The 18,193-nt window shown below is 59.7% G+C and carries 16 protein-coding genes and 1 tRNA gene; 8 read left to right on the forward strand and 9 right to left on the reverse strand.

Features of this window, described 5'->3' with window-relative positions:
* The first annotated feature begins 139 nt into the window (after positions 1-139).
* Both MUB52_RS00345 and MUB52_RS00350 read left to right on the forward strand, forming a co-directional pair.
* Positions 140-225: transfer RNA gene (locus MUB52_RS00345), tRNA-Leu, on the forward strand.
* Positions 226-672: 447 nt separating this feature from the next.
* The gene (locus MUB52_RS00350) at positions 673-1,152 is read left to right on the forward strand and encodes a hypothetical protein (RefSeq protein ID WP_263842194.1); all 480 of its coding nucleotides are present in this window, start codon (positions 673-675) and stop codon (positions 1,150-1,152) included.
* 39 nt (positions 1,153-1,191) lie between these two features.
* On the opposite strand, the gene MUB52_RS00355 is transcribed toward MUB52_RS00350, so the two are convergent.
* The 3 genes from MUB52_RS00355 to pncA form a co-directional block, all read right to left on the reverse strand.
* A complete protein-coding gene (locus MUB52_RS00355; RefSeq protein ID WP_263842195.1) occupies positions 1,192-1,884 on the reverse strand; it encodes a DNA alkylation repair protein in 693 nt (230 codons plus the stop codon).
* Between the two features lie 104 nt (positions 1,885-1,988).
* Positions 1,989-3,281, reverse strand: coding sequence for a nicotinate phosphoribosyltransferase (gene pncB / locus MUB52_RS00360; RefSeq protein ID WP_263842196.1), 1,293 nt, complete (start codon positions 3,279-3,281; stop codon positions 1,989-1,991).
* On the reverse strand, positions 3,274-3,882 hold the full coding sequence (gene pncA / locus MUB52_RS00365; protein WP_263842197.1) for a bifunctional nicotinamidase/pyrazinamidase: 609 nt from the start codon (positions 3,880-3,882) through the stop codon (positions 3,274-3,276). The genes pncB and pncA overlap by 8 nt, the downstream gene beginning before the upstream one ends.
* Before the next feature lie 135 nt (positions 3,883-4,017).
* On the opposite strand from pncA, the gene trhO reads away from it, so the two are divergent.
* A complete protein-coding gene (trhO, locus tag MUB52_RS00370; protein ID WP_263842198.1) occupies positions 4,018-4,914 on the forward strand; it encodes an oxygen-dependent tRNA uridine(34) hydroxylase TrhO in 897 nt (298 codons plus the stop codon).
* Here trhO and MUB52_RS00375 read toward each other — a convergent pair.
* Entirely contained in the window at positions 4,911-6,128 is a 1,218-nt protein-coding gene (locus tag MUB52_RS00375; RefSeq protein WP_263842199.1) for an MFS transporter, read from the reverse strand. The genes trhO and MUB52_RS00375 overlap by 4 nt on opposite strands.
* Positions 6,129-6,261: 133 nt before the next feature.
* Between MUB52_RS00375 and MUB52_RS00380 the strand changes: the two genes are divergently transcribed.
* The 5 genes from MUB52_RS00380 to MUB52_RS00400 all read left to right on the forward strand — a co-directional run bounded on the left by MUB52_RS00380 (position 6,262) and on the right by MUB52_RS00400 (position 12,129).
* Positions 6,262-7,095 carry a flagellar motor protein MotB gene (locus tag MUB52_RS00380; RefSeq protein WP_263842200.1) on the forward strand — a complete coding sequence of 278 codons (834 nt, stop codon included), beginning with the start codon at positions 6,262-6,264 and terminating at the stop codon, positions 7,093-7,095.
* 100 nt (positions 7,096-7,195) lie between these two features.
* Entirely contained in the window at positions 7,196-8,533 is a 1,338-nt protein-coding gene (locus tag MUB52_RS00385) for a flagellar hook protein FlgE (RefSeq protein WP_263842201.1), read from the forward strand.
* Positions 8,534-8,575: 42 nt separating this feature from the next.
* Positions 8,576-10,021, forward strand: a complete 1,446-nt coding sequence (flgK, locus tag MUB52_RS00390) for a flagellar hook-associated protein FlgK (RefSeq protein WP_263842202.1) — start codon at positions 8,576-8,578, stop codon at positions 10,019-10,021.
* A gap of 3 nt (positions 10,022-10,024) precedes the next feature.
* Positions 10,025-11,029: a flagellin gene (locus MUB52_RS00395; protein WP_263842203.1), complete on the forward strand. Its 1,005-nt coding sequence runs from the start codon at positions 10,025-10,027 to the stop codon at positions 11,027-11,029.
* Positions 11,026-12,129 (forward strand): flagellar basal body P-ring protein FlgI, encoded by a 1,104-nt coding sequence (locus tag MUB52_RS00400; protein WP_263842204.1) that lies wholly within the window; start codon positions 11,026-11,028, stop codon positions 12,127-12,129. Before MUB52_RS00395 ends, MUB52_RS00400 begins: the two co-directional genes overlap by 4 nt.
* A 953-nt stretch (positions 12,130-13,082) precedes the next feature.
* Here the strand turns inward: MUB52_RS00400 and MUB52_RS00405 are convergent.
* The 5 genes from MUB52_RS00405 to MUB52_RS00425 form a co-directional block, all read right to left on the reverse strand.
* Positions 13,083-13,505 (reverse strand): hypothetical protein, encoded by a 423-nt coding sequence (locus MUB52_RS00405; protein ID WP_263842205.1) that lies wholly within the window; start codon positions 13,503-13,505, stop codon positions 13,083-13,085.
* Entirely contained in the window at positions 13,505-14,590 is a 1,086-nt protein-coding gene (gene flhB / locus MUB52_RS00410) for a flagellar type III secretion system protein FlhB (RefSeq protein ID WP_263842206.1), read from the reverse strand. Before flhB ends, MUB52_RS00405 begins: the two co-directional genes overlap by 1 nt.
* Positions 14,587-15,357, reverse strand: a complete 771-nt coding sequence (locus MUB52_RS00415) for a flagellar biosynthetic protein FliR (RefSeq protein WP_263842207.1) — start codon at positions 15,355-15,357, stop codon at positions 14,587-14,589. Before MUB52_RS00415 ends, flhB begins: the two co-directional genes overlap by 4 nt.
* On the reverse strand, positions 15,354-17,378 hold the full coding sequence (flhA, locus tag MUB52_RS00420) for a flagellar biosynthesis protein FlhA (RefSeq protein ID WP_404818153.1): 2,025 nt from the start codon (positions 17,376-17,378) through the stop codon (positions 15,354-15,356). Before flhA ends, MUB52_RS00415 begins: the two co-directional genes overlap by 4 nt.
* 62 nt (positions 17,379-17,440) lie before the next feature.
* Positions 17,441-18,154 (reverse strand): transglycosylase SLT domain-containing protein, encoded by a 714-nt coding sequence (locus MUB52_RS00425; protein WP_263842209.1) that lies wholly within the window; start codon positions 18,152-18,154, stop codon positions 17,441-17,443.
* Positions 18,155-18,193 lie beyond the last annotated feature (39 nt).

An 18,193-nucleotide genomic window follows, 5' to 3' on the forward strand; every position in this document is an offset into this window, starting at 1 on the left:
CCGGCCTGCCCACGAAACAAGGTGCAAATCGGCGCAGCCACATGCGTATCAGCGCCCGTTCCGAAGGCTGTGTGGGATTCCGTCAGAATCCGTTTGACACCTTTTGGACATGGGCTTAAACGCAGGCTTCACGACACCGGCCCAGGTGGCGGAATGGTAGACGCGCTAGCTTCAGGTGCTAGTGTCCGTATGGACGTGGAGGTTCGAGTCCTCTCCTGGGCACCAAAAATCCGCTTAAAGACAATTGATTAGACGCCGGGGTTGCTTTTGGGTCCACCCGACTTCTTCGGCCCCGCGTTGACCATCATTGGTTTTATCAGCGGAGTTTGATGGGCTGGCGCTGGCTCACCAGACACATCGGACCAAAACATGAGCAGTGCAGTGGGCCACGACCAAGCCGTAGCTAGCAAGTCCCTAGTGACCCGCGTGCAGCGGACGCCGGCCAAGGACGACATCAACACAGTCGGAGAGTTGCTCAGCTTGCCGGGTGAACGCGGTACAGGTCATGTCAGAAACCGGATGTTTGGCGTTTGGGCCATCACTGCGCAGGACGTGCTGCGGCTTGTCTCAGGCGGAGAGTCCTCTCGAAGCCAGCACACATTTTTCACCATGTCGTTTGGTTCGTGCCGCTCGCCGTGCTAGGATGCCAGTATTTGGATAAGGATCGATTCAATGAAGCGTTTCTTTTTACCAATTGCATTTTTGTGTCTTGGGCCCGCAGCCGTTGCTCAGGAGACCTCCACAAAGCCGATACCGCCTGCCTACTTGTTGGAAAGAGACGCAGCAAGAAGCGGCCTGACACAGGGTGAGACGCAAACGATCAGGCGGGCACTTGATGCGATCGACCGCGGACGCTGGAACGCGCCGCGACAACTGTTTGTCCTCGATGGGGATACGGTCTGGGTGAGAGAGGTCGAACCGAATAGTAGGGTGCGGCCTCAAGCTCGACGGACCATCGACGTTGATATCGACGGCGGTGTTAAGCTGGATCTGAACCGATCAGGCCGGTTGGGAAAAACGAACATAAACGTTCGAAGCATCAAGATTGGGCCTGGCGTCGTGGGGTTTGTGATCGGTTCAGCGAGCAGCGCCTACGCCCTTTGCGCATACCTCAATGGCTGTAGTCCGGAGGCCGAAAAGCATGACTTCTGAGCTGGTGCCGGGACGCTACCGGAAGAGCCTGACGCAGCGCTACGGCCTCAACCGTGTTCGGACATGCTCGGGCAAGAGTTTCGAGGCCGCCGTGACCGTAGACCGTGGCAACACATCAAGGTTGTCCTCTAGAAACCGGATCAAGGCGTGCTGGTCCGTCTTGCCCGCCTCCCGCGTCCATGAGGCAATCGCCTTCTGGACGTAATCGTCCGGATCACCGGCCAGAAGCCCGGCGATGCGGAAGGTATCCGACGTCTCTCCCCGTTTCAGCATCGCATGGGTCGCGACAATCGCTGTGCGACGCTCATGCGGATTCGCTGACGCAGCCAGGCGGTCCAGAACGGACTGGTCCTTGTCAATGAGGTAATCGCCCACGACCCGCGCCGCAGCTGGGTCCACGAGGTCCCAGTTGTTGATGCGGTCGTGTCTGCGGAGATAGAGATCGAACAGCGCCCTGCGTTCATCGTCCGCGAGGCCCCTTTTTTGCGCCTTGAAGTCGAGGATCGCCATCGCCGCCATCCGCACCTCATAGCGGTTGTCCGCCAGAAGGCTTTCGACGTCTCCCAGATCGAGTGTGCTGTAGCCTTTGGCGACGGGGAAAATCCGTCCGATCTGAATGCCCATTACGGTGGTGTCGGGATCATCGCCTCTGAAAAACCGACTTACCCGATCGACCTCACCGGGGTCGGCCATCTTCTCCAGGTCCGAGATGACAGCCTCTGGCGTTGCCATGCCTTTTGACCTCTTCTGCCAGCACGACAGAGCGCGCCGCCGGATCACACCGCTGACACGCATGCGCCCCGCGCCGGTCCGCAGCGGGCGCGATGCGGGGCAGCCTAGACGATCACGTCTTGGGCCACCTGCTCGCCCACGCCGAAGACCTTCTTGTAACGGGCGATTTCCGAGGCGGGGCCCATCGCCTTGTTGGGATTGTCCGACAGTTTCACGGTGGGCACCCCGTTCGCTGCAACCGCCTTGCAGACGAGGGAGAAGGGCGCCAGCCGGTCTTCAGGGACCAGCATGCGAAAGTCGTTGGTGAGCAGCGTGCCCCAACCGAAAGAGACATTCGTGCGCCCCGCAAACTTGCGGTGCAGCGAGCGGATCTTGTCCACGTCGAGCCCGTCGCTGAAGATGATGCGCTTCTCCGCCGGATCTTCGCCGCGCGCATGCCACCAGTCGATGGCGATCTCCGCTGCCTTCGCCGGATCGCCGCTGTCGATACGGATACCGGTCCAGCCAGCCAACCAGTCGGGCGCCTTGTCGAGAAAGCCTTTGGTCCCAAAAGTATCGGGCAGGATGATCCGTAGGTTGCCCTCGTGCTCTTCATGCCAGTCCGACAGCACGTCGTAGGGCGCCTGCGCCAGTTCGGCATCGGTCTTGGCAAGCGCCGCATAGACCATGGGTAACTCGTGGGCGTTGGTGCCGATCGCCTCCAACTCGCGATTCATTGCGATCTTGCAATTCGATGTGCCGGTGAAGGCATCTTCCATGCCCTCCTGCATTGCCTGCACGCACCAGTCCTGCCAGAGATAGCTGTGCCGTCGGCGCGTGCCGAAATCGGCAATCGACAGGTCCGGAATATCGCGCAAGGCCTCGATCTTCTCCCAGACGCGGGTCATCGCACGCGCATAGAGCACCTGCAGCTCGAACTTGCCCATGCGGTTCAGCACCGCGCGCCCGCGCAGCTCCATCAGCACGGCCAGCGCTGGAATCTCCCAGAGCATGACCTCGGGCCAGTTGCCTTCGAAGGTCAGCTCGTACTGATCGCCCTTGCGCTCCAGATGGTAGGGCGGCAGGCGCAGATGCTCGAACCATTCCATGAAGTCGGGCCGGAACATCTGGCGCTTGCCATAGAATGTGTTGCCGCGCAGCCAGGTGCTCTCGCCGCGCGACAGCGACAGGGACCGGATGTGGTCAAGCTGTTCGCGCAGCTCGCCCTCGTCGATGAGCTCGGCCAGCGGCACGTGTTTGGATCGGTTGATCAGGCTGAATGTGACGCGCGTGCCGGGTTTGTTGCGGAACACGGACTGGCACATCAGCAGCTTGTAGAAATCCGTATCGATCAGAGAGCGGACGATCGGGTCGATCTTCCATTTGTGGTTCCAGACCCGTCTGGCGATATCAACCATGGCCAGTCTCCAACCGGACACCCGCGGCCTGCATCCCGTCGCGGGCCGCTGCCAGAGAGCCGTCGAGATCAATCGCGCGGCAGAGGTCTTCGCGCACCTCCACATCGAACCCCAGCTTCGCCGCATCCACAGCCGAGAAGTTGACACAGAAGTCCAGCGCCAGGCCGACCATGAGCAGACTGTCGATGCTGCGGGTCCGCAGGTAGCCTTCCAGCCCCGTGGGCGTCAGGTGGTCGTTCTCGAAAAACGCCGAATAGCTGTCGATCGCAGGGTTGTAGCCCTTGCGGATGATCAGATCGGCCCGGTCGGCCTGCAGTTCGGGGTGGAACTGTGCGCCCAGGCTGCCCTGAATGCAATGATCGGGCCAGAGCACCTGCGGCCCGTAGGGCATATCGATCAAATCGTAGGGAGACTTGCCTTCATGCGAGGAGGCGAAAGAGGAATGGCCCGCCGGGTGCCAGTCCTGCGTGAGGATCACCGCCTCGGCCTCGGCCATCAGCGCGTTGACCCCGCCGACGATGGCATCCCCGTCCGGCACGGCCAGCGCACCGCCGGGGCAGAAGTCCTTTTGCAGGTCGATCACGATCAGGGCTGTGGTCATGGGCGCCTCGTTCTTCGCTCATCTTTGGGTAAGGGGCGGCGCGCAGGGCGTCAATGGCAACCGAACCGTGCTCTGCAGATGCGCCGCCCGCCTCGGCTCTTGCCTGCGCGGCCGCAGCGGCCTATTGCAGCGCGCATGTACACGATTGCAGCGCTCTATCATTTCACCCGGCTTGCGGACCCCGCCGCGCTCAAACCCACACTGCTCGCGCTCTGCACCGCGCAAGAAGTGCGCGGCACGCTGTTGCTTGCCCAGGAAGGGATCAACGGCACGATTGCAGGTCCGCGTGCGGGCATCGATGCGGTGATCGCGCATCTGAAGGCCCTGCCCGGGTGTGCCGATCTGGAGTGGAAGGAGGCGGTCAGCGACCATCCGCCCTTCGGCAGGATGAAGGTGCGGCTCAAGCGCGAGATCGTGACCATGGGCCAGCCGGATGTCGACCCCCGCGCGCGCGTCGGACACTATGTCGAGCCGAAAGAGTGGAATGCCCTTATCTCGGCGCCGGACGTGGCGGTCATCGATACGCGCAACGACTATGAGGTGGCCATCGGCACCTTCGAAGGCGCCATTGATCCCCAGACCGAGAGCTTTGGCGAGTTCCCCGCCTGGTGGGAGGCCAACAAGGACCGGTTTGCGGGCAAGAAAGTCGCGATGTTCTGCACCGGCGGCATCCGCTGCGAGAAATCCACAAACTACCTGCTGGGTCAGGGGGTGCAGGAGGTCTACCACCTCAAGGGTGGCATTCTGAAGTATCTCGAAGAGGTGCCGGAGGCCGAGAGCACGTGGAACGGCGCCTGTTTTGTCTTCGACAACCGTGTCAGCGTCGAACATGGGCTGCGCGAAGGCCCTCACATGCTCTGCCACGGCTGTCGGCGCCCGATCCTGCCCGAGGACACCCAGCGCCCCGAGTATGAGGCGGGCGTCAGCTGCCATCGGTGCATCGCGGAAACAACAGAGGCCGACAAGGAGCGGTTTCGCGAACGGCAAAAGCAGATGAACCTGGCAAGGGTCCGTGAAGCGTCTGCGCGTTAGGCCGGAACCACCTCGCGTGTCCGCGGGCCGCTGCGCGACAGGAGCCAGAGCATGATCACGATGTTCAGCCCGTTCCAGAGGATGCCGTTCACGAAGGCGAGCTGATACGATCCGCTGACGTCATAGATCCACCCCGACATCCAGCCGCCGAGCGCCATGCCCATGATCGTCGCCATCATCACGAAGCCCACACGCGCACCGGCCTCCCGCGCGGGCATATACTCCCGCACGATCAGCGCATAGCTCGGCACGATGCCGCCCTGGCTGAGCCCGAAGATCAGGCTGACCACATAGAGCGAAACCAGCGCGTCAGACGGCAGATAGAGAAACAGCGCAAGACATTGCAGCGCCGAGCCAATGAGCAGCGTCCTGACCCCGCCCAACTGGTCGGCAAGCAGCCCCGAGACGATTCGCGACGCAACGCCGCCCAGCAGCATCAGGGCCAGCATCTCCGCACCCACTGCCGGGCCATAGCCGAGATCGACGCAATAGGCGACGATATGCACCTGCGGCATCGACATCGCGACACAGCAGCCGATCCCCGCGAGACCGAGGAGATACTGAAGCGCCCGCGGTGAGAGCCCGGCGCTCCGGGCCTTGCGCAGCGAAAGTGTCTGCGCCGCCGCCTGTGCCTCCTCCGGCAGGCGGCGGCGCAAGGCGAGGGACAGAGGGATCACGCCCACCAGGGTCACGACCGCCATGAAAAGATAGACGCTGCGCCATCCTGCCTGCTCCAGCATCCCTGCAAGGACCAAAGGCCAGAAGGCGCCGGAGAGGTAGTTGCCGCTGGCCACCAGGGCCACCGCGATGCCGCGCCGCCGCACAAACCAATGCGATATGTCCGCGATCAGCGGCCCGAAGCCGACCGCAGAGGCAAAGCCGACAAGCAGTTGTGCCAGCGACAGCGCCGCGATGGACTGGCTGAGCGTGGCCAGACCGAAGCCCGCCGCGACGCCTATGGCCGCGGCGATCAGCGACACGGTCACACCAAAACGGTCGACAGCCTTGCCGATGGCAAAGTTGCCGACGGCAAACCCGATCATGGTCAACGTGTAGGGCATCGATGCGTCGGCGCGGCTCGTGCCGAACTCCGCCTCGACCGCCGGCAGGATCACGATGATCGCCCACATGCCGACATTGACGATCACGGCGATCGCGAGTGTCAGTACGAGACGGACCCAAGAATACGAGCTGTCAGTGATCGTCGCGGACATTCAAGCCTCCTGCGCCGGTATCTGCGCAAAGCGGGGGCTTGGTGACAAGGCAGAAAAACTAAGCCTCCATTAAGGAGGTGGAAAGACCTTTCGCGGTATCACTCTGCCTGGGTGAATACGAGAGTGGTGAGTTATGGCTGCGCAGAGCAATCTGGCACCAGTCATCATCAAGCGTAAGAAGGTCATCGCCGGCGGCCACCATGGTGGCGCCTGGAAGGTCGCATATGCGGACTTCGTGACAGCGATGATGGCCTTCTTCATGATGATGTGGCTGTTGAATGCGACGACCGAACAGCAACGGCAGGGGTTGGCGGATTACTTCGCGCCGACCATCCCGGTGAATCGCGTCTCGGGCGGCGGCGATGGCGCGTTCGGTGGCGAGAGCATCTTTTCGGAAGAAACGCTCCCGCAGAACGGTCTTGGGGCGACCACGCAATACGCCGCGCAACAGCAACAGCAACGGGGCGACAGCGGCACGGCCACGGATGATGGTGCGCAGGACGCGACCAATGAAGAGCTTGAAGAGATCATTGCCGAGCTCACCGCGCTTGGCGGCGAAAGCACCGTGATGAAAAACGCGTTGCAGCATATCGTGACCCGGATCACCGATGAAGGTCTGGTGATCGAACTCTTCGCTCTCGATGGGCTGCCGCTCTTTGTCGAAGGCACTGATCGGCCCACCGAGTTGATGGAGACACTGGTAGAGATGGTCGCGAGCGTCAGTCAGGCGGTCACCAATGACATCGCCATTGGCGGGCACGTGCGCGCGGCCCCCATCGTTCTGGCCAGCAATCCGGTTTGGGACAAGTCAACCGATCGCGCCACACGCACGCGGCTCATGCTGGAGCAGAATGGGCTGGCAACCGAGCGCATGCAGCGCGTGACCGGACATGCCGACCGCGAGCCGGTGCACCGCAATCCGATGGCAACGCGCAACAATAGGGTGGAGATCGTGTTACTGCGGTGAATTGTGGCCGAAATAGGGCGCATTTTATATGTTAGCGCGGTGTTAAGCCGGGGCCTTTATCTGGGTGGTCAATGGATGATCACATCAGAAAGGCGTGCCCATGACAATTTCATCGTCGCTCAATGCAGGTGTTGCAGGCTTGCAAACAAATGCTCAGCGGTTGGCGTCCATTTCGGACAACATCTCCAATGCGTCGACATTTGGTTACAAGCGGGTGGAGACAGATTTCGAATCCATGGTCCTGTCATCTGGCGGCGGTTCCTATGCCGCTGGCGGCGTGCGCGCCAGTTCGCAGCGGCTGATTGATCAGCGCGGCACATTGATCACGACCTCCAACCCGACCGATCTTGCGGTTCGGGGTCGGGGCATGCTGCCGGTCGCGCAGGCCGCGCAGGTTCAAACCGCAGGTGCTGACGCGCCGATGTTCCTGACAACGACCGGATCGTTCCGCACCGACGCCGAGGGCTATCTGACTTCTCGTTCCGGCCTGGTGTTGATGGGGATCCCCGCGGCCGCCGACGGCACGATCCCACCGTTTCCCCGGGACACTGCCGATGGGCTTGAACCGATCCGGATCAACACCGGTCAGCTTGCAGGCAACCCGACACTGAACATGAGCCTGGGGATCAACCTCCCCGCGACCGAGACGGAGTTCGGTGCAGCAGCACTGACCGAGCAGCTCTCTGTTGAATACTTCGACAACCTGGGCACATCGCAGAGCATCAGCATCACGTTCACGCCGACGGCTCCCGCGACCGCCACGGACCCTGCCACGAATGAATGGACAATGGTGATGACCGACTCCGCCCAAGCCGGAGCCGAAATCGGTCGCTACACACTGACCTTCACTGACGCGCGCACCGCCGGCGGCACTTTGGCCACGGTCACGCCCGTGGCCATTCCTGCAGGCCCAAATGCAGGCCCCAGCCCGGCCTATAACACCACGACGGGCCTGATCGACGTGAACGTTGCCGCAGGGCCGATTTCTGTTGATATCGGCGCGATCGGCGACACCGAGGGGCTGTCGCAGCTCTCTTACAGCTTCGCACCTGTTTCCGTGACCAAAGACGGCTCCGCCATCGGCAACTTCATCGGGCTTGATGTTGATGCCAACGGCTTTGTTCGGGCCAGCTTTGACACCGGCGAGATCCGCACGGTCTACCAGATCCCGCTGATCAATGTTGCAAACCCGAACGGCCTTCAGGCGTTCGACAGCCAGACCTATCTGCCGTCCCGCGAGAGCGGCGCCTTCTTCCTCTGGGATGCCGGGGATGGTCCAACCGGTGACATCGTATCCTTTGCCCGGGAGGAATCGACAACCGACGTGGCCGGTGAGTTGACCGACATGATCAAGACTCAGCGGGCCTATTCGTCGAGTGCAAAGGTGATCCAGACCGTGGATGAGATGTTGCAGGAAACAACCAACATCAAGCGATAGGACGCGCCTCGTTGCTCCTGAGTTAACAAGTGAGGGCCTGACATGACGATCACATCTGCACTGTCGAATGCCATGACCGGTTTGCGCGCAGCAGGGCGCAATTCCGAGACAATTTCGGCCAACATCGCCAACGCGATGACACCGGGCTATGGGGTACGCTCCGTCGACCTGTCGTCATCGCAGATTGGCGGGGTGAAAATCGATGGGATCAGCCGAAACGTCAACCCTGCCCTCCTGGTAGATCGCGGCCTTGCTGAGGCCGCGTTCAACAATGCAAGTGATCGGACCCAATTCCTCACCAACTATGAGGACTTCCTCGGCATTCCGGACGATCCCGACTCACTGTCGGCAAGGATCGCCCAATTCGAAAGCGATTTGGTCACCGCGGCCAGCCGCCCGGATGCGCCCGAGCGGCTTGATGCCACGGTGAATGCGGCGCGCGATCTGGCCACCCTGATCTCATCCGCCTCTCGAGACATTCAAGAGGCCCGCAGCGAGGCTGACCGGAGCATCGACTTCCAGATCAAGCAGCTCAATACCGCTCTGACAAGCGTTCAGGAAATCAATCGTCAAATCACGAAAACGATGGCCTTGGGTGGCGACACATCCGCGCTGCAGGACAACCGGCAGGCCCTGGTCGACGAAATCAGCGGCATCGTCCCGGTTCGCCAAATCGCCCGGGAGAACGGCCAGATTGCGCTCTATTCGACCGGTGGCGCCATCCTCCTCGATGGCGGCGTAGCGGAAATCGAATTCAGCCCAGTCAACCAGGTCACGCCTTACATGACCCTCGCAGGGGGGCAATTGTCGGGCCTGACAGTGGACGGTTATCCGGTCCAAACCAGCAGCGGACGTGGCGCGCTGGGTGGGGGATCTCTTGGTGCTCAATTCGAGATCAGGGATGAATTGGGGGTCGAGGCTCAGACCCAACTTGATGCGCTTGCGCGCGATTTGATCGAGCGGTTCCAGGATCCCGCTGTGGATCCGACCCTGGCCCCAGGTGACCCGGGAATCTTCACGGATACCGGCATTGCATTCGACCCGTTGAATGAGGTCGGCATCTCCGAGCGGCTGACTATCAACGCGGCCATAGATGATCGGCAAGGGGGAGAGTCCTGGCGCTTGCGAGATGGTCTGAATGCCGTGGCACCCGGGGACGTCGGGGACTCTCGGCTGCTCCAGGCTCTGTCCGGTGCACTCACGGCACAGCGGGTCCCGGCGTCCGGTGATTTCGGCACGGGTGCCTTCTCGATGATCAATCTGGCCTCGACCTTGACGTCGCAATTGGGCGCTGATCGGGCGCAGGCCGAACAGACCCAGACGTTCACATCAACCCAGTTCAAAGAACTGACCCAGTTGGTCCTGGCCGAAGGCGTCGACACGGATCAAGAGCTTCAGAAGCTGCTTTTGGTGGAACAAACCTATGCTGCAAATGCTCGCATGATCCAGGCCGCCGACGAAATGATGCAAACGATTTTGAGGATCTAAGCCATGAAATCCACATCCCTCGGTGATCTTGCGCAATCCTTCATGCTTCAACGCCGCAGCGTTGCATTGCGGCAGGATTTGACCCGCCTGACTGACGAGCTTTCCAGCGGAAAGGTCGCCGATGTTCGGCAGGTTCTTTCAGGCAACCACAATTATCTGACCGGCCTCGAGCGCTCGCTCGAAGTGCTCCAAGGATATTCGGTCGCAACGACCGAAGCCGAGTATCTGACCGGTGCGATGCAGGACTCGTTGGAGCGTGTTCAGGACTCCGGGAGTCAATTGGGAATTGACTTGCTCTTGGCAAGCGGTGGGCCCTTGGGCGTCGTATCTGGGAACCAAGCCGAAAACGCGATGAGCCAACTGGAGGGCATCATCAACGCGCTGAACGACGATATCGCGGGCCGCAGCCTTTTTGCGGGCACTGCGACTGACGGCGCTCCTCTGCCGGACGCACAGACCTTGGTCGGATTGGTCCGCACAGCCATCGCAGGACAGCCCACACCGGCAGACGCGCTCGCTGCGGCCGAAACTTGGTTCAATAACCCTGCCGGCTTCGATGCCTTGGCTTACTCGGGCTCGACGACAGCGCTCGCACCCTTTGCGCTCTCTGATACTGAAAGGGTCTCGCTCGATATCAGAGCTGACAACGATGCGCTCAAGGATCTGCTGAAGCATGTCACGGTTGCGGCACTTGGCGATGATCCAGCACTCGGTTTTGATGTGGAAGAGCAGGCTGAGCTCTATGGCCTCACCGGGATCGGTCTGCAATCCAATCAAGACCAGTTGACCAGCCTGCGCGCCAGTATCGGTTTTGTGCAAGAACGGATCGAGATGATCGCAGCGAGAAACCAGGCCGAGGAAACAAGCATGGAGTTTGCGCGCAATGCGCTGCTGGCTGCTGATCCGTTCGAAACCGCAACAGAGCTGGAAAGCGTGCAGTTTCATCTGCAAAGCCTGTACTCGGTCACAGTACGCAGCTCGCAACTCAATCTGGTGAACTTCCTATGAGATCTTTTCTTGCCGCTATTGTCACGGTCCTCCTGAGCGTTTCGGTCGCGAGCGGAGGGCCAGTGCGGATCAAAGATCTTGTCGAGTTCGATGGGGTTCGCGGAAACGATCTGGTCGGGTACGGCCTTGTGGTCGGTCTGAACGGTACAGGGGACGGTTTGCGAAACTCGCCGTTCACCGAAGATATCATGTCGAACATCCTCGAACGCCTTGGTGTCAATGTCACGGGCGAGCAATTTCGACCTCAAAACGTCGCTGCCGTTCTGGTAACGGCGGCGTTACCGCCCTTCGCGCGTGGCGGAAGCCAGATCGACGTTACGGTGTCTGCCATCGGCGATGCAGACAGCCTGCTGGGCGGAACTTTGATCATGACACCACTGAATGCGGCAGACGGGCAGATTTACGCTGTCGCTCAAGGAACAATCATTGCAGGCGGAGCGGTGGCTGAAGGCGACGGGGCGAATGTCACCCAAGGCGTACCAACGGCTGGGGTCATCCCTTCCGGCGCACGCGTTGAACGGGAAATTGAGTTTGATCTCTCGAGCCTGACAAACATGAGATTAGCACTTCGGGACGCTGATTTCACCACCGCGGCGCGGATCGAAGAGGCCATCAACTTAGATTTCGGTCGCCCTGTGGCGTTCATGTTGGACTCCGGGACCGTGCAGTTGGATATTCCGCAGACGAGAATGGCGTCGGTGGCGCATGCCCTTGGTCGCATCGAAAACATCCCAGTTCTGCCTGAGCGTAAGGCACGTGTCGTTGTCGATCAGCGGTCCGGAACCATCGTGATGGGCGAGGATGTTCGGATATCTCGCGTCGCAGTATCGCAAGGGAACCTGACGCTTCGAATACAAGAGGCGCCGATTGCGGTGCAGCCAAACCCCTTCTCCGAGGGTGAGACGGTGGTGGTGCCGCGGACAAATGCCGAGATCGAGGAGGAGCCTGGTATAGGTCTTGCGGAAATCCCGACAGGTACGTCCCTCTCCGAAGTCATTGCAGGGCTCAATGCACTGGGCGTCGCGCCTCGAGACATGATCGATATTTTGAAAAGCATAAAAGCTGCCGGCGCTCTGCATGCGGAGTTTATTGTCCGCTAATCAACTCCATTTATGATCATTTCGCTCAAGATACGCTGTGACAAGCAAAGATGACGGTACGCAGTGGAGCTGTTTCATCGAGCATCTTTGCTGGTGGCGGTGCCTACCGCGCGAAGCCAGATTTGGCTGCAAAGTTCCACCTTGATCGTATCGTCGGCGAGGTCTGGAGCGGCCGCTGGTTTTCGAAAGTTTTCGTTGGACGTAGTCTTTGACTTAACCCATTTGTGGTTGGACAACTTCACTCATCGCTCTCGACAACGGCATCGCCGGAGTAAGAGTTCGATCCGTGGGCACAGCTTAAACCTCTGCTTGGCCTAAAGTCGTGACCTTTGCAATCATGTCTTTCTTTGTGCGGCTATGGTGAGCGCATAACGAAAAATGAGGACTTTTTCGATGATGGGAGCCAGGTGAAGATCTGAAGTAGTTTGATCACTCAGCGGCCGGCACCGAAACTACTGGTTTGTTCAATCGTTACAGTGTGAGCCAAGGGAGCGTGGGTCGTCGGCCTCCTCCAAGACCACGTCGAAACATAGTGACCTGCTCGCGGAGGGCTGGGATGCTGGCTCGAGCACGCCTGACTTTTCTCATCTGAGCTTCTCTGGTGGCATGGATAACACCGACAAGCCGGACCCGCAGGGTGCGTCAAAACGCAACTTATCTTCTCATGGCCAGATCGTCGCTAGTCCGTCGTGCTGAAATCCTCAGTCTGGAATGAAGATTCGGCCGAAGGCGTTCTCAAGAGCCTCCGGTGATTGATCTTCAATCCCAAAAGATAGGATACGCCCGCGAGACCGAAAACAAGCCGCATGTCGCGGCCTGCAGACCTCTTTCGTTCGCAGAAAGAGACTTACTCAACGACGATGTCACGCCCGGTCGATCCGGAACAATGGGGCAAGCCCCTTTGGCAAGCCTGCCGCATCGATTTCTTCGCGCGACCAAAAGCCAGATTCTGGTCAAGACTTGTTGAGTTCATTCCCAAACAAAGACATGTCGATTGCGGTTTCGAGATCGACCTTGCGAGCCCCCTCGAGCTGTCGTTGTAAGATCGTTTTCACGATTTCTTCGCTGGCAAGGACCTTGCCATAAGCTTGTTTGACCTGACGGATGTGCTGGTCTTTCTCTGCGAGGATAAGCGCAAGCTTCATATTCAAAGCTCTTTTGCTTTTACCCAGCCACGCGTTCCAGATCACATCGGCTCCTATCGATTTCATCGTAGGGTTCGCAGACTGCTCCGCCGATTTGGCCTGTGCCTCGAGCTTTGCGAGATCAGCTCTGATCGCATTCTCCCGCTGCAGAAGCGTTTGAAAGAGCTGCTGTCGGGCGCGATACCGGGCATCCGCCAACGCATGCAAGGTCTTGGCCTCTTCGAGACGCATCAGATCCGACCCTTCGCACGTTGACGCATCGCCTCGGCAAAGCGGATAGCGGCAGCAACCGCGCGGTAATGATCTGGCGCGATTTCGTCGCCGATCCCTGTGGTCGCGTGCAGAGCGCGGGCCGTCGGGGGATCGCTGCGGATAGGGACGTCGTTTTCTTCAGCGATTTCACGTATGCGCAAGGCAATTTCATCGACGCCTTTTGCCACACAGACGGGGGCCTGGCCGGGTTTGCGGTCCCATTTGAGGGCGACGGAGTAATGGGTTGGGTTTACGATAATCACATCGGCTTTGGGCACATCGGCCATCATCTGCGCCCCTGCAATCGCCTGCGCCCGCTGCCTGCGCTCCTGTTTCATGTGTGGATCACCTTCGGCATTTTTCGTCTCGTCCATGATCTCTTTGCGAGACATCATGTTTCTGCGCAGGTGTTCGAAATGTTGCCAGATCGAGTCAATGACACCGATAACCGCAGAGACGATCACGACAACCAGAAGGAAGGAGAGGCAGATCTCCGCCAGAAGCGAGACGACCAGGCGCGGGTTGGTCTGGAGAATGGAGACCATCTCATCGAGGCGGACGTGAATGAACACAGCCAGGCAGGCCGAATAAATCAGCAGCTTTGCGAAACTTACGGCAAACTGGAAAAGGCCCCGGCGGCCAAATTTGTTTTTCGCGTTCGAGATGACCGAGATATTCGACAGCGTCGGCGCAACCTTGTTGGGCGCAAAAACAATACCTCTCATCGCGAAGAGACAAAGCAGAACAGCAAGCGCCGGGAAGCCGAAGAAGGGAGACATCGACCACGCCACACTTCGGATCAGACCGCCCGTCGGCGCACCTGCCGCACCGTCGAAAAAGAGCGGCGCCAGTTGCGCGGGCTGGTCGATAAGGACCATCATGGTTGTGCCCAGATGAACCAGACCGCCGCTGCCGGTTGCCAAGAATGCAACCAGCAGCCCGGCATAGGCAAAGGCGGTCAGGATCTCGGTGGATCGTGCGATGTCCCCTTTCTTGCGTGCCTCAAGAAGCTTCTGAGGCGTCGCCTCAAAACTCTTGTCGGCCTGTTCCGTCTGGTCGCTCATTGTGTCGAACCGAACGGATTGCCGAGAAAGCTGTCCATGGCCCGGATCCAGACCGAGAGAATCAAAGGCGACGACATCAGCAGCAGGAACAGGCCGCCCGCCGTGATCACGGGAGCGCCGACGAAGGCCACCATCAGCTGAGGCATGGCCTTGTTGATCGCGCCGAGTGCCACATTATAGAGCACAGACAGAATGACGAAGGGCGCGGCGAGGGTAAATGCGAGGGTGAACGCGCGCGCGACTTGCGCGACACCCCAGTCTGAGAGAACAGAGCCCTCGGTCAACCGCCCCATCGGCATGACGTCATAGGACAGGATGATCAGCTCAGCCGCCTTGACATGCAGGCCGGTCATGACAGCCAGCGCCAGGCCGCCCACGATCAACACATAGCCCATGGCCGGCATCGGGTCGACGCCGGCTCCACCTAGAACTTGTGACAGAGAGGTGGCGTGCGCAGCGATTGATCCAGCCGTCTGAAGAGCAAGAATGAAAAGTCGGATGCCAATCCCGAGAGCAAGCCCGGACAGGATCTCCGTCACGATGATGAAGGCGGTTGTTCCAAACAGATCGGGGATCGGTGTCGTTGGGATGGCAGGCGCGACAATCAAGGTAAAGGCCAAAGCGAGGACAAGCTTGATACGTGCGGGAACAGACTGTTCGCCGAAGGCTGGCAGCATCGAGGTGATCGCGGCAACACGCACAAACACGGCGAACCCGTGCCACAAAGTCTCGTTGAGCAGCGGTATGAGCTGCGTCAGACCGTTCATGCTGCCACGACACCGACCAGCGAAGGCCGCGCATCAAGGCCGATTTCTTCGAAGGACAAGACCGGGTTGTTGATGCCCTTGGCGCGCATGACGGTGCGCAAGAAGCGGCGCCGGCGCGTGTTCGTCACGATAGCCGCGTTGATCCCGTTCTCGCTGGCGGCCTTTAGTTTCTCCGACATGTTTTCAGCCAAAAGGTTGAAGATGTCGGGCGGCAGAGCAATGTCCAGGCCGCGGTCAGCTTCGACCTGATAGGTGTTGAACGTCTCCTCCCATTCTGGGGCAAGCTGCACCAGCGGCAGGGTGCCGTCATCGCGTTTCATGCTGGCAACCAATTGAAAGCCCAGCCGCTGTCGGACGTGCTCACAAATTGCCTCAGGCTGCGCGTTTTGCGCGCGGGCTTCCGCGGTCGCTTCCAAGATGAGCGGCAAGTTTCTGATCGAAACCTGCTCATCCAGAAGCAGCCGCAGGACCGCATGCAGTACATCGATGGGAACTTTATCCGGGATCATCTCGTCGAGAAGCTTCCGGTTTGCATCTGCGCGCTTCGCATCCGACACATTGGTCATCTCATGCAGGAGACGCCGCAGGGACTTCAGAGACAACAACCTGCTGAAGTTCCGCTTGACCGTCTCCAGCAAATGCGTCGCGAGGATCTCCGCTGGCGTTACAAGTGTCAGGCCATCGAGCGAGGCCTGCTCCTGATCCCGCGTCTTGATCCAACGGGCCGGCGCGCCGTAGACCGGTTCCGTGGTATCGCGACCATCAGGCAGGCTCGCTGCATCCTCGGGAATGAGAGCAAGTATCTGATCGGGGCTCACCGAGGCACGTGCTTGCTCGACCCCTTGAATGCGCAAGATATAAGTGCCCACCGGCAGGGCCGCGTTATCGGTCAGTCTGATTTCCGGCAGGATCAGCCCGTAGACCGAGGCAATATGGGTGCGCATGTTCGAGATACGGGCATCCAGGCCCGTTCCGGGATCCAGCACCATATTCACGAGATCGGTCGCGAACTCGACGTGAATATCGTCCAGTTCAAGTATGTCTCCGAGCGGTTTTTCTTTGGGCAGTTCGGCGTGAACGTCCTCTTTGTCCTCCTCGTCCGCTTTCGCCTTGGCGCGTTTGTGCAGCCAATAAGCGAGGCCACCCATCATCGCCCCACCAAGAATGAAGGGGCCAAAGGGCAAGCCTGGAAACAATGCGAAGAGCACAAGCAAGCCGGCGACAGTTCCGATTGCCGGGGGGTGCTTGCCAAGTTGGCTGAACACCGCCAAATCCGTTGCTCCTTGGGCGCCACCACGGGCCAACAGGAGCGCGGACGCGATGGAAATGACCACCGCGGGGATCTGCGAAACCAAACCGTCGCCCACGGTCAGGATCGCATATGTCTCGAAGGCCTGACCGATCGGCATGTCGTGGACCACAATCCCCATGATCAGCCCGGCGACGAGGTTGAGCAGCGTGATCAGCAGACCTGCAATTGCGTCACCTTTGACGAACTTCGAGGCACCATCGAGGGAACCGAAGAAGGTCGTTTCTTGCTGTTCTCTCTCGCGGCGTTCACGTGCTTCGGCGTGCGTGATCGCGCCGGCGGACATGTCGCTGTCAATGGCAAGTTGTTTACCCGGCATGCCGTCCAAGGCGAAGCGGGCACCGACCTCTGCCATGCGCGTCGCGCCTTTGGTGATCACCATGAAGTTGACAATCAGCAACACGCAGAAAACGACAAGACCGAGAAAGACGCTGCCACCCATCACAAATTGGGCGAACCCCTCGATCACATCGCCGGCAGCGTCCGTTCCCGTGTGCCCTTCGCCGATGATCAGCTTGGTCGATGAAACGTTGAGGGACAGCCTTAACATCAGAGATGCAAGCAGGATGGTCGGGAACGCAGAAAAGTCGAGCGGTCGCTCAATGAACAAGGTGACTGTGAAGATCAGAATGGCGAGGGCAAAGGAAGCCGCCAAGCCGACATCGAGCACCCAAGCGGGCATCGGCAGGATCATCATGACGATGACCGCCATCAATGCGACTGCAAGCATAACGGTGGGGTTGAAGAGTGCTTTGGCCGTCAAATTTTGCACGGTCAGATTTCTCCAGTCTGCGAGAAGAGCGAACCGCCCGGCGCTGATTGCCCCAGCGGCACCAGGGATCCAAGCCGCGGCTGCGCGTCGGAGCGTTGTAGCAGCGGAAAGCGATTTTCCCGAATTCGAGATACGCTACCCGTCGTGTGGCCAACGGGGTCATCCCCGAGGCTTGCATGGATTTCCGAAAAGCGCCTCTTGTAGCGGTTTGCGTGCTCTTGAGTTCGCGAATGATAGGCTCCGACGGCACGCATCCACTCTCCCTTCTCATCGTAGAGCTCTGTCAGGAAGGCAGCAGCATAGCGCGCATTTTCAATTGGCTCGAACATGTGCTCCAGGCTCGAAAAAGCATGTCCATGCCAACGGTAGTTCAACTGGAAGCACCCAATATCAACGTTGGTCAGGCCCTGGTTCAAACGCGATTGTGCATGTTGAACAGCTGCGGATTTGGTCTCGAACCATCGGCCTGTGCCGCCTGTATTCGTGGCCCAGGGCCAGGGTTCAAAAACACCATTACGGGTGCGCCCGGTTTCCGTCCGGGAAATCGCCTTCAGAATTGAGAAGGGAACCCCTGTCTCTTGGGAAACAACTGCAGCTGCCCGGTCACAAATGTTCGGCGTGTTTGCGCGGGCCGGCGCTGCGAAAAGGAGTGTACAGGCCAAGGCAGTCGATGCCATGGCCGCAAAAGAAACGAGTAACGTATTCTGTCGTGCCATTCTGACCCTTTTCGCGCGGCGCTCTGCAGCGGTCCATAG

Source organism: Roseobacter sinensis (genome assembly GCF_025755255.1).
GTDB lineage: Bacteria > Pseudomonadota > Alphaproteobacteria > Rhodobacterales > Rhodobacteraceae > Roseobacter > Roseobacter sinensis.